Below are 11,978 nucleotides of genomic sequence, written 5' to 3' on the forward strand. Positions count from 1 at the left end.
CACTACCTTGTTTATAATATCAAAAATTGAGATGAGTGCCTAAATGAGAGACCATCAATCAAATCGAGGAAAAAAGAAACTCTACCGTCGGGTAAATACAACAACACATCATGTTTATCATCATGGTGGTGAATACCGATGGGAACGTACCAAACAAAAATTGATCAGGGAAGATATGCCGCACTTCCTTCCCATGAAAAGTAAACACAGACGGGGCTTGGATTATACACCGTTGTTTATGTTTCTATTGAGTAAAGTTGGTGAACAATGGGATGTGATCTATAGTGAAGCCATTCAGAGATTAGATCGGGTAGATCCTGTATTTTGGATAGTCGCTCTACATGAAAATGATCAACGGGATTATATTCGCTGCGGTGAATCAAGTTATTATAACGGGCTGTTTGTCGATAAATCCGGTTTTTTAAGAAAGGTCAATCCCCACTTATCCGCAAAGGATATTCCTGTTCTGTGTCAATGTTGTACTCATACCTTTAATGGGGTTCAGATAAGCCGCTAATGCTTGTAATTTCTCCGATAAAAAAAAGAATTAAACGCAGTATTTGAGTCCTGTTTTCGGCATGTTACCGCTTTCACTATCAATGAAAAGAGTAACATGCCAGTGCACCCCAAAAGTCATTTTTTTCTGCTCAGTAAAGCAAAGTCCTTTGTTACCAGCCTATTGTGCCTGTCACTTAGTCTTAATGGTTATGCAGATTCAGAACCTAACAATCGGAACGATACTACAATCCAGCTTGCGGAGATCACCTCCCAATGGGGGCAACTGACCCGCTCACACTCGTCCGGTGAAGCCGCAAAAACACTGGCAGCTCAGCAGTTCTCGTCCGCAGTGACATCAACACTGACTCCGTGGCTTAACCAATACGGCAATGCCCGCTTTACCTTACCTTTCGACAGCCGTTTTTCGTTAAAAGGCATTTCATTTGATTGGTTGTTACCCTGGTATAACGTTACTTCTAGCACGGCCTTCAGCCAGTTCGGGGTAAAAACCGATCACAGACAGACGACAACCTCGGTGGGTTTCGGTTATCGCTATCTAACCGATAACTGGTTATGGGGTGCTAATGCGTTCTGGGATGCACTATGGCCGGAGCAGTATCACCGTTACGGTATCGGGACAGAAGCCTGGCATGATAACGTCAAACTCTCTGCCAACCTTTACCAGCGCTTATCCGGCTGGAAAACATCCCGGCAAGTCAGCGATTATGATGCACGCCCCGCCAATGGCTGGGATATCCGGGTAGAAGGCGGATTACCTGCGTTGCCGCACTGGGGCGGGCAGGTGATGTTTGAACAATACTACGGACAGCAAGTGGGTTTATTCGGTGACAACAAACGTCAGCACAATCCTTACAGCCTGACGGCCGGGCTGACATACACGCCAGTGCCGTTAGTTACATTGGGCGCGGATGTCCGGCAGGGAAAACAGGATCACCGGGATAACCGTTTTACGCTGGCACTCAATTATCAGCTGGGCGTCCCGCTGGCACAACAGCTCGATCCCAACGCAGTCGCGCCGTTACGCAGCCTGACATTCAGACGGACAGATTTTGTCAACCGGAATCATAATATGGTGCTGGACTACCGCAAGCAGACACTGATAACACTGGATTTTCCCGCTCAGCTTAAAGGCGATGCAGGCAAAATCATCACTTTTACGCCACGAATTACCTCCAAATATCTGCTGGCGCGTTTAGAACTCCGGGCTGATGAATTACAGCAAGCCGGCGGCAGAATTGTTCATCAGACGCCTGATAAAATCATGCTGCTTTTGCCGAAAGCCATCGATAAAGTGATCCGGCTTTCCGGCATTGCCATTGATAAACATGGCAATCGTTCCCGGCCATCGGAAACCACCCTTTTTATCCAGCCGACGGAAATCCATGTGCAGGTTACCGCAAACCGGGCGCAGGCAAGGGCGGACGGTCAGGACAGTGTGATGTATACCGTGATGGTGAAAGATCGTGACGGTAAGCCTGTTCCCGATCAAACGGTGAGCTGGTCAAGTGACAAAGGCAAACTTTCACAAACCACACAGAAAACTGATGCACAGGGGCTGGCGGCAGTGTTGCTGAGCAGTCATCATCACGGGGAGCATAGCGTACAGGTCTCGGTTGGTGATAATGTCACTGTGGCTTTGCCGGTGCACTTCAGCGCGGTATTGAAGCCTGTTATCACCACAGACAAAACGCAGGCCAGAGCGGATGGTAAAGATGCCGTGACGTTTACCGTTACCGTAAAGGATGCTGCTGGTATCCCCGTTCCTCACCAGTCCGTTAAGTGGCAAACCAGCCGGGGCAAATTCCTGACCTTGCCGTCAACAACCAATAAGCACGGGCAGGCCACTGCCGCATTAGTCAGTTTGCCCTCCGGTATCGCAGAGGTGTCGGTGATGGCGGGTGAAGAGACGTTCACGGCTTCACCGGTTGAATTTTTACCCGCACTCACCCACACGTTGACCTGTGACAAAAGTACGGCCATTGCCGATGGACAGGACAGTGCGCTTTGCACAATTGACGTGCGTGATGCGGCTGACCAGCCGATGGTGGGGAGGGAAATCGTGTGGTCAACAGATCATGGCCAGATTGGCGATGAACAGGTTATCACCGACAGCAGGGGAAAAGCCCGGGCACGGGTTATCAGCCGGAAAGCCGGTGTCGCCCGTGTCCGCGCTGACATGTCAGGTACCATCATCACGGCGGGCGGGGTCACGTTTGAGCGTCAGTTGAAATCCGTTATCATCGCGGATAAAACCCACGCCAACGGAAACGGGCAGGAGGCTATCGTATTGACTGCGATTGTTGAAGATATACTGGGGTTACCGGTTGAAAATCAGGCCGTCATCTGGCACACGGATAATGGCATCCTGTCATCAGCAGAGACCCGAACCGACTCACAGGGATTGACACAAATTCAGCTGACCAGCACCGTTGCCGGTGCGCACCGGGTATGGATCCAGGTTGATGATAAGACGGTGACCGCCCCGACGCTCTGGTTTGATGATGTGCTGACATCCACCCTGCGTGCAGATAAAACCCGCATGATTGCCAATGGTCAGGATAGCGTCATATTGACCGTGACGGTGAAAAACCTGACCGGACAACCCGCCGTCGGTATCCCTGTCTGGTGGCGCTCGGACAACGGTCACTTTACAGACGCTCAGATTGAAACCGATGAAAACGGTGAAGCCCGTGCGACACTGCGCAGCCAGAAGGCAGGTACAGCTTCAGTAACAACCATTATTGATGACCAGGAAGTTATCTCGCCAACGGTGGAATTTATCCCGCTATTACGTATTGCCGATACCGTTGCCGTTGACAGTCAGGGCGGTAATGCCAACCAGAAAGCCTTTGGCACCCGGGGGCCTTCAGTTTTCTGGCGGGGCGCGAAATTTCGCATTATCATCGCCGATAATACAGGCCGGGTGAACTGGCAGAGTGATTCTCCGGCGGTCACAGTATCCGGTGATACGGTGGTCGTACAGCAACGCCCTGACGGCGTGAGACTGACAGGTACCGATGAAGCAGAGCAGCAGGTGGTACTGACCTTAACAAGCGATACCTGGTTCGAGCGTTCAGGCATAACGAAAGATTTTTATTTTAATGCAACGCAAATTTGCCAATCACTCGGCAGCCAGATTGCGCCCAAATATGCACTTGAACGGCTTTATGAAGAATGGGGAAATTTTTATCACTATGAGGGCTGGGTGAGGGAGTTTTATGTGGTCTCCACGGATTATCTTTCTGCCAGTTCCGGTTCAATGGATGCGCAGACAAAATGGGCATTCTGGGCAGAATCGGATAGCTGGATGCGTAATGCCTGGCATCGGCTGGCGTTTGCGTGTGGAAGCTAAGGCGGTTCTGTGTTTACGTGATTTTGCCAAATTGATCCATGATGTTGCTCCTTTCTTTTGTCAAAGAATAGACTCCGTTTGAGGTAATGGCAGAGTCTATTTGGCAGGTGGAATATGCAATGTCATTGGTTTGGTCTTTCTATAGCAACAGGCCAAACCAGAAGATAAATATTCTTCTGACGCTTTATCACATGAGTTTCTCATCCTGAATATGGATCATATTCATAAAAACTTCGCATAAACTCACATTTTTAGGCACAATGGTGCTGATATCATATTTTTTTGGGCTAAAAAGAAAGGGAAAAAGATCCCGGCCATTCTCAAGTTTTCTAGTTTTATCGAGCGATTCAAAGTAGTTGTAGATCTCCGATACCACTGTTTTATGTATTTCACTTTTAACTAAATCATCTCTCTGATATGGGCTTTCATAGTGTCCGTAGTACAGTTTACGAAGATAAAGAATATTTTCCTCTTCGTTTTCATCCATGGGAGACCTGATTAAAGCCATAATTTCATCTGTGCGATCTTGCTTGACTCCGGTAAAAAAATCATTAATGCACTGTTGTAACTGAGGTGTGCATTTTCCCTGTGGTTTCGGTCGTTTTACTTCTTCAAACGTGAACTGTTCCGCCGACATGTTCAGCATATCCGTCATGATATTTTTAAATTCTTCCGGACACTGGGTTTGTTTCACTTCCGCATAAACACAGCGGCCAAAATAACCGGAGTTGTGGGTGTAATTGTATTTTCTGATGGTCAGAACATAGGTTCCCGGCGGGGGTTCATACCCTCTGATTTCGGAGGATTCATAGGCAAATTTGAAGTAAATCCCGTTTTTTTTGTTATAACCGATCAGGTTTCTCGCAGCAGCAAAATCGGCGACAGTACACCCATGATCGCAATAGAAGGGGATTTCGCCATTAATGAAAAGAAACCAGCCTTCCGGAAAGGTGATTTCGTTTTGGATTGAGTTTCTCATGTATTGTCTTCCTTTTCAAAATTTATGATTGTAAATCAATTTCATTGAATATAATTTAAGCTAAAAAAACGGTCATGTATTAAATGGTTAGTTGCTGTGATATGCTTCCGGCTTTTTAAGGATGAAGTATGGCCAAAGTTGATGTCTATTGCCGTTATTGCCACAAATCAGAACAGGTCAAAGGACATGGGAAAGGAAATGGCGGACATCCTCGTTATCGCTGTTATAGCTGCTGTAAGGTCTTTCAGTTGGCGTATACCTATCAGGCCTGCAAACCCGGCGTTAAAGAACAGATTGTCGATATCGCGATGAATAACGGGGGAATTCGTGACACCGCTCGGATCCTGAAAGTCGCCACCGCCACCGTCATGAAAACATTAAAAACCTCAGACCCCGAAACGTAACGACACTTCCCCTTGCGGAATGTGGCATCCAGATTGTCTGTGAAATCGACGAGCAATGGTCGTTTGTCGGCAATAAGAAAAACCAACGCTGGCTTTGGTATGCTTGGGAACCCCGCCTGAAGCGAATAGTGGCTCATGTTTTTGGCGATCGCAGTCGAAAAACGTTAGACAAGCTGCTTACCCTCTTATCTTCCTTTACTATTCGGTTTTACTGCACGGATGACTATGTTGTTTATGACCCACTTCCCGAGGAAGAGCACTTGACTGGAAAGGCGTTTACTCAGCGTATAGAGAGAACGAATTTAACGCATCGTACCCGAATCAAAAGGCTGAATAGAAAAACCATTGGGTATTCAAAATCGGAAGAAATGCACGATAAAGTGATAGGAACCTTTATTGAACGTGAACATTATTTTTAATACCTAATCTAATCATTTAATACATGACCAAAAAAACTCACTCTCTTGACCTAGCATATACCTCAAGTAGAAAGAGTAAGATGATATGTTTAGGAGCCTTATGTGATGACAATTAGGAGCCGGAAAATCTCGGGGATCTGTCCGGCTTTATGTTATACAGAATGTAAGTTTATTTCATGATTGTACTTATGGTAATTTCCTTTTCACTCTTTTTCTACTGCTTCCAATATCATATCCATAATCTAAACAATAGTTTTTAAAAGCCTCATCAAGTGGTACTATTTTTACTCCACTTATTTTCATTTTTAAAAATTTCTCTACGGCAGATTCAGAAAAAATCAAAAAATCAGCAAGTAAGGTACTACGTATTGTAAATACATCAATATTACTAGGGTTGTTAATAATTAATTTATGAGGCATCAAAGAACCAGAACGATCTTCTTCTAATTCAGAGTTGTTTAAATCCAAAAAATCGTCATTGCCTATAAAATAGAGATAATTCAAATCATCCCTAATTACACTTCCATCTTTAATTGATGTGGCTATCAAATTTTTAGATATAATCTCGCAGGTTTTTAATTCATTGAAAAAATCAATAAATTTATTGGATGCAATATGTCCGGAACCATGAAAATAATAATTGAAATTTAGAGCGCCCACATTCCTATTGCATAATAAAAACAAACTATTCGGACACTCTAATTCTTTCATGTAATAAGGGAAAGAGTAATCTGAACCTTCATAATCCCAGTTTTCGTTCACTTGCTTCTTTGTATCAACAAGAGCATGAAGATATCGTGGAATTAAAGAAGACTTGTAATCATTCATTAGTACATAATAATTCATTAATTTAGTCTCTTACATGGATTAGAGGGAACATCACCTGACCAAATCTTATTTTTCATCTTCATCTGGAGTTTTCTTATCTCGTCTCTTGCTTGACGGTCACTAAGGTTACCGGCGTCATGTCGGCGTTTAATTTCTTCTATACTCTGTCTTACCTCACCAGAATATGTATTGTGATTACTGCTATGGAATACTTTCATCCCCTTACCAACATCATCCTGCATTGCTTTTTTACTGCCGGGGATATGAATACCATTTTCCACAGAGTTCATTCTTCCGCCGATACCAATCTTATCCAAGAATTTCGGTCATGTATTAAATGATTAGATTAGGTATTAAAAATAATGTTCACGTTCAATAAAGGTTCCTATCACTTTATCGTGCATTTCTTCCGATTTTGAATACCCAATGGTTTTTCTATTCAGCCTTTTGATTCGGGTACGATGCGTTAAATTCGTTCTCTCTATACGCTGAGTAAACGCCTTTCCAGTCAAGTGCTCTTCCTCGGGAAGTGGGTCATAAACAACATAGTCATCCGTGCAGTAAAACCGAATAGTAAAGGAAGATAAGAGGGTAAGCAGCTTGTCTAACGTTTTTCGACTGCGATCGCCAAAAACATGAGCCACTATTCGCTTCAGGCGGGGTTCCCAAGCATACCAAAGCCAGCGTTGGTTTTTCTTATTGCCGACAAACGACCATTGCTCGTCGATTTCACAGACAATCTGGATGCCACATTCCGCAAGGGGAAGTGTCGTTACGTTTCGGGGTCTGAGGTTTTTAATGTTTTCATGACGGTGGCGGTGGCGACTTTCAGGATCCGAGCGGTGTCACGAATTCCCCCGTTATTCATCGCGATATCGACAATCTGTTCTTTAACGCCGGGTTTGCAGGCCTGATAGGTATACGCCAACTGAAAGACCTTACAGCAGCTATAACAGCGATAACGAGGATGTCCGCCATTTCCTTTCCCATGTCCTTTGACCTGTTCTGATTTGTGGCAATAACGGCAATAGACATCAACTTTGGCCATACTTCATCCTTAAAAAGCCGGAAGCATATCACAGCAACTAACCATTTAATACATGACCCTTTTTCCGAAAGGGAAAATTTATCCATTTATATGTCCACTCAACATAAACAAGCATTTTGATATTCATTTCAAGGTATTACAAGCAATTAAATATCCAAGACTCGTTTGGGACCTATTTACATAAGCAACTCAAGTTGCATCCTACAAAACAAAAATAGTTTGTAATCTGAAATGAAATGAGTAATACATAACCAATGCCGTTGCAATGCAGACATACTTTTTGGGGAGAAAACTTCAAATGCCCTTGACACAAAGAGTCCATCTTATAGATATTTATCCAGATGCTCATATGTATATTTCATCAACCTTTCATGATGGATACGTAATAAATGAATTTACAATTGCTTGTCATGGATTAGCTGTTTTTGATGGGCGGCCGGAAGGCCTTGCAATAAACGGTCAACTCTGGACTTACGACATAGTGACCAGCTACATTCAGTCAAACACAACGGTTGAGACACTGCATAGAATCCATCTTCTTGCTTGCAATTCAGCGAATTATGATATTGCCTCTCTCGCAGCAAAAGTGTCAGCAAGAATAAGAAATACTGAAGTTAAAGGATACATAGGTTCAGTTTATATAAATTTCAGACATAACGATATTTATCAGTATTATCTAAATAATGGGAGTAACAGAGTTTCTGTCGAGCGCTATCTTGAACAGATTGGAAATAGTCGGGTTCACACCAATAATGTTCCTAACTATTACTGCATAGTATTCAAAAATGGCATTATGGAAAGACAAGATTACTTATGAAATTGGAAAATATTAGGTAAAGGATCTACAACCCTATTACCCCCCTTAATGACGAAGGGGAAGTGCCTCCTGCTGTCTCTTTTCAGAATTGATATTAAGCCTGAATTCAATAAACTGCTTTCAACCCCCGCGCCACATCCATCTTCCTGGCCACCAACACAGCGGCCTCCAGTTCACTGCACTGGTGCTCACGCATTAGCGCCCGCCGCTCGGCTTTCTCTTCTTTTTCCGTCATGCCCAGAGCCAGATAAAGGCTCGGCGGCACCACCCGAAACAACGCTTCGATTTTTTTCGCCAGTACCACGCCCTCGGTATAACAGCGGGGTAATTTACTGGCAGAGAGCAGCACCGATTTTTGCTCTTCCGTTAGCTTCTTGAAACGGGCGATCTGCTCCACTTCATCCGGTGACATGGTCAGACACAGCCACCATTCCGCCATATTCAGCATTTTCTCAGCGGTATCCGGATAGTCGGCCAGGTTTTGGGTCGCCAGCCACAGCCATGCACCCAGCTTACGCCACATTTTCACGACCTTGGTCATATAGGGCGACAGCAGCGGGTTCGTGGTAGTGATATGCCCTTCATCAATCACCAGTTGCAGTTCGCGATCCTGATACTGGTCGCGTTCGGCCAGGTTATTGACTTTGTTAATCAGTGACACCATTGCCAGTGCCATCTGGGCCGAGTAGTTTTCACGGGCCAGTGTGCCCAGATCAATCAGGGTGACATCCACCTCCGGCCACGGGGTGCCGGGACGGTTAAACAGCTCCCCTTCAAACCCCTGGGTAAACATCGACATGGCGCCCGCCATTTCATCCGCCCGTGCCCGCCGGTGCGCGGTGATTAACGGCTGGCCGTGTTCATCCTGCTGGTGATTACGGGCAATGGCATAAAGCGCATTCTGTAAGTCCGAGGCTATCATTTGACGTGCCTCGTCAAAGGGTCGTGTATTCAACCTGTTGATTGGCCATCAATAATAGAACTCACGTTCGATGAATGTGCCAATGATCTTGTCATGCATTTCAACTGACTTAGAATAACCCAGCGTCTTGCGATTGAGTCGCTTTAGCCTGTTACGCAGGTTCAGATTTTCTCGTTCAATACGTTGAGTATAAAGTTTACCGGTGATATGTTTCTCATCAGCCAATATGTCATATGCCCCGAAATTATCGGTGCACCAGAATGCCACATCAAAAGCGGATAACTTTTCCAGCAACGTCCTGAGTGTCTGTTTGCTACGAGCGCCAAAAGCGTGAGCGACAATACGTTTCAAGCGAGGCTCCCACGCGTACCACAGCCAGCGTTGCCGTTTTTTGTTACTGATGAATGACCCCATTTCATCGACTTCACAGATAAGCTGAAGCTCAGGGGTATCCAGCGGCAGCGTGGTTACACATCGCGGCGCGCGTTTTTTAAAGTGCGTACAACAGCGTTAATGCTGACATGAAGTGCCCGTGCCGTATCACGAATACCGGCGTTATTCATGGCAAGCTTGACGATTTGCTCTTTCATACCCGAATGGCAAGCCCGGTAAGTGTATTCGAGCTGGAAGGTTCTACGACAGGACTGGCAATAATATCGTTGATGCCCACCTTCTCCTTTACCGTGTTTTTTAACAGACGTGGTTTGGCCACAAAACCGACACTTCACTTCAACTAATGCCATCACTATCCCTCACGTATTTACCCTCATTATACGTGAGAAACAACGGGATGAATACGTGATCCGGTATTCTTGGCGGCATCATATCACCACTTTGAGAACAATCCGCCTCATTCACTCTCACGGGTGACGAACTGGCGTATCTCTTCACGGATTATCTGGCGGATGTGATCGTCGTTGATTATTTCAGCTGTTTGTACCGGACCAAAGACCTTGAAGCTATCGGCAGCAATTCCAGCCTTAGCACCTGTATCTACTGACAGTTTCATACCTGCGTCATAGCGACGACCGTTAATGCGACCCACTTGTTCAGCAATATTTTTCAACTGTGATTTAAGTTGGTTCAGTGTGTCAGTGTCACAATTGAAATCAATGATGAAGGTGTGTTGGGGTACTCTGTGTCATGTTCTGTTCTCCAAAAAGAAAAAGCCACCCGTGTTAACTGATGGCATGGGGTATTCCTTTAACCGCTCAAGGGAATGGGTAAAGGAATAAAAAAACCATCACGGGATGCGATGGCTCGAAAAAATATCAGGTATATTGATTAGCAAATTTTAACTCTTAAGGTTACATATTATGAATTTTAGCGTCCTACTAGGTATCTTAGTGTTAGTGTCTGCCTACCTTTCACAGCGTTCATCACAGAAAAAAGAACAAGCGCGGTATCTTTATTCTTTGTTTAAAGATCATGAGCAGTTTATAGGGAAAAGTCCGGATTACATTATTAGCAAAACAATGAAGCCATACCAATCTGGCAGCGTGGAGCATGGTGTAGAATTTACCCAATGGAGGATCGGAAAATTAGTCATTGAAGCTTGGTTCAAAAATCAGGTATGCACTGGTATAGATTTTTATTTACCAAAATGGCTCACCCGCACTGCCCCCTAACATACTCCTGCCACCCCAGTATCATTTGCGCTGGGGTTGAGTATTTTCCATTCTCCGATTCCATAACTTAATTGCCTCAGAGTCGGCGACACCGACATCATCAAACCAACATGTATGAGAACCCGAAGCATCACAGTTATAGCAATTTACCCACTCTTCGTAATCTTTATCAGCAAAGCCATAATGGCGTTCAGTTCCTACATTATCACTACCACAAAACGGACACGGTTTAAGTTCATTTTCCATTACTCTCTCTTGCATTCAGTATTAACGTAATCTTGCACCCCAGAATTATTTACTCTGCGATGCCAATTATTTCTTCTTCTATAAGCTGAACAGCCTCTGGAGACTGTTTCTTGTTCTGCCAGTGATCTTCTATCGCTTCACTCATGCGTCGCATCCAGTCCGCGAGTCTTAACGCCGCTTCTTTCTCTGACTGCAGTCTCGGAAAGTTTTCAAATTCCATTTTTGCAGTGTATTCACCGAATTGGTCTTTATTAATGAGGAGTGTTTGGTCAAGAATTGTTTCTAAGTTGTTATCTGATACATATAGCAAAATCAACATAACCTGACCTATTCAATATGCTCCGTAAACAACTCATCAACTGAACATCTTTTTTGCCTCCTTATCGCTTTTGCTCCGCCCCATTTGTGTTCTATAGGGTTTAAATCCGGACTATAAGCGGGAAGCCATTCCAGTTGACATCTGCTGTCTGCTATCGCTTGTGTCGTGTCATTCCGTTTATGGAAAGGCGCATTATCCATCACTATCACTGCTCCGTGTGGAAGCTTTGGCAGCAAATCTTGCGTCATCCACGCATAAAAAACATCGGCATTAATATTCTCGGTAAATAAGCTTAAGGTGACGAAGGTATTTTCGAGAATGGCGCCAATGACGTTGATACGGCCTTTTACGTGCCAGTCATGCGTACCAAAACAGCGTAACCCTTTTTCCGAATATCCTTGTTTACGTGGCATCGATTGAGCAAAACCACTTTCATCCAAATAAACAATGGGTCTGCCAGTCTGTTCATCATCGCTGATACGCTCGATAAATGCCTG

General features: G+C 44.7%; 14 protein-coding genes and 1 pseudogene. 5 read left to right on the plus strand and 10 right to left on the minus strand.

What is annotated here, in order from left to right:
* The first annotated feature begins 43 nt into the window (after positions 1-43).
* Positions 44-517, plus strand: a complete 474-nt coding sequence (locus tag XBJ1_RS14520; RefSeq protein ID WP_012988021.1) for a hypothetical protein — start codon at positions 44-46, stop codon at positions 515-517.
* Positions 518-613: 96 nt separating this feature from the next.
* Positions 614-3,871 carry an Ig-like domain-containing protein gene (locus tag XBJ1_RS14525; protein ID WP_012988020.1) on the plus strand — a complete coding sequence of 1,086 codons (3,258 nt, stop codon included), beginning with the start codon at positions 614-616 and terminating at the stop codon, positions 3,869-3,871.
* 187 nt (positions 3,872-4,058) lie between these two features.
* On the opposite strand, the gene XBJ1_RS14530 is transcribed toward XBJ1_RS14525, so the two are convergent.
* A complete protein-coding gene (locus XBJ1_RS14530) occupies positions 4,059-4,850 on the minus strand; it encodes a hypothetical protein (protein ID WP_012989749.1) in 792 nt (263 codons plus the stop codon).
* 128 nt (positions 4,851-4,978) lie between these two features.
* Here XBJ1_RS14530 and XBJ1_RS20960 point away from each other — a divergent pair.
* A protein-coding gene (locus XBJ1_RS20960) for an IS1 family transposase (RefSeq protein ID WP_143827612.1) occupies positions 4,979-5,673 on the plus strand; the annotation gives its coding sequence in 2 pieces (ribosomal slippage) (positions 4,979-5,234 and positions 5,234-5,673; 696 coding nt in all).
* Positions 5,674-5,859: 186 nt separating this feature from the next.
* On the opposite strand, the gene XBJ1_RS14540 is transcribed toward XBJ1_RS20960, so the two are convergent.
* From XBJ1_RS14540 to XBJ1_RS20965, 3 genes are all read right to left on the minus strand, one after another.
* On the minus strand, positions 5,860-6,501 hold the full coding sequence (locus XBJ1_RS14540; RefSeq protein ID WP_232503285.1) for an Imm43 family immunity protein: 642 nt from the start codon (positions 6,499-6,501) through the stop codon (positions 5,860-5,862).
* A gap of 17 nt (positions 6,502-6,518) precedes the next feature.
* Positions 6,519-6,818, minus strand: a complete 300-nt coding sequence (locus XBJ1_RS14545; RefSeq protein ID WP_080718009.1) for an AHH domain-containing protein — start codon at positions 6,816-6,818, stop codon at positions 6,519-6,521.
* A 36-nt stretch (positions 6,819-6,854) separates the two neighbouring features.
* A protein-coding gene (locus tag XBJ1_RS20965) for an IS1 family transposase (protein WP_143827612.1) occupies positions 6,855-7,549 on the minus strand; the annotation gives its coding sequence in 2 pieces (ribosomal slippage) (positions 6,855-7,294 and positions 7,294-7,549; 696 coding nt in all).
* Between the two features lie 298 nt (positions 7,550-7,847).
* Between XBJ1_RS20965 and XBJ1_RS14555 the strand changes: the two genes are divergently transcribed.
* Positions 7,848-8,366: a hypothetical protein gene (locus XBJ1_RS14555; protein WP_012989752.1), complete on the plus strand. Its 519-nt coding sequence runs from the start codon at positions 7,848-7,850 to the stop codon at positions 8,364-8,366.
* A gap of 106 nt (positions 8,367-8,472) precedes the next feature.
* On the opposite strand, the pseudogene XBJ1_RS14560 reads toward XBJ1_RS14555, so the two are convergent.
* From XBJ1_RS14560 to XBJ1_RS14575, 3 genes and pseudogenes are all read right to left on the minus strand, one after another.
* Positions 8,473-9,306: pseudogene (locus XBJ1_RS14560) on the minus strand (conjugative transfer ATPase); the annotation flags it as partial.
* Positions 9,307-9,336: 30 nt separating this feature from the next.
* A protein-coding gene (locus XBJ1_RS20970) for an IS1 family transposase (protein WP_143827690.1) occupies positions 9,337-10,031 on the minus strand; the annotation gives its coding sequence in 2 pieces (ribosomal slippage) (positions 9,337-9,773 and positions 9,773-10,031; 696 coding nt in all).
* Between the two features lie 107 nt (positions 10,032-10,138).
* A complete protein-coding gene (locus tag XBJ1_RS14575; RefSeq protein ID WP_230578791.1) occupies positions 10,139-10,333 on the minus strand; it encodes a hypothetical protein in 195 nt (64 codons plus the stop codon).
* Positions 10,334-10,604: 271 nt separating this feature from the next.
* Between XBJ1_RS14575 and XBJ1_RS14580 the strand changes: the two genes are divergently transcribed.
* Positions 10,605-10,916 (plus strand): hypothetical protein, encoded by a 312-nt coding sequence (locus tag XBJ1_RS14580; protein WP_012989756.1) that lies wholly within the window; start codon positions 10,605-10,607, stop codon positions 10,914-10,916.
* 21 nt (positions 10,917-10,937) lie between these two features.
* On the opposite strand, the gene XBJ1_RS14585 is transcribed toward XBJ1_RS14580, so the two are convergent.
* From XBJ1_RS14585 to XBJ1_RS22185, 3 genes are read right to left on the minus strand one after another with little or no spacing between them, the layout of a single operon-like run.
* Positions 10,938-11,162, minus strand: a complete 225-nt coding sequence (locus tag XBJ1_RS14585; RefSeq protein WP_012989757.1) for a Lar family restriction alleviation protein — start codon at positions 11,160-11,162, stop codon at positions 10,938-10,940.
* A gap of 49 nt (positions 11,163-11,211) precedes the next feature.
* Entirely contained in the window at positions 11,212-11,481 is a 270-nt protein-coding gene (locus XBJ1_RS19125) for a hypothetical protein (protein ID WP_012989758.1), read from the minus strand.
* A gap of 8 nt (positions 11,482-11,489) precedes the next feature.
* Complete coding sequence (locus XBJ1_RS22185) at positions 11,490-11,969, minus strand: IS630 family transposase (protein ID WP_230578792.1); 480 nt, start codon at positions 11,967-11,969, stop codon at positions 11,490-11,492.
* Between the last annotated feature and the right edge of the window lie 9 nt (positions 11,970-11,978).

Origin of the sequence: Xenorhabdus bovienii SS-2004, from assembly GCF_000027225.1 — a bacterium.
Classification (GTDB): Bacteria; Pseudomonadota; Gammaproteobacteria; order Enterobacterales; family Enterobacteriaceae; genus Xenorhabdus; species Xenorhabdus bovienii_C.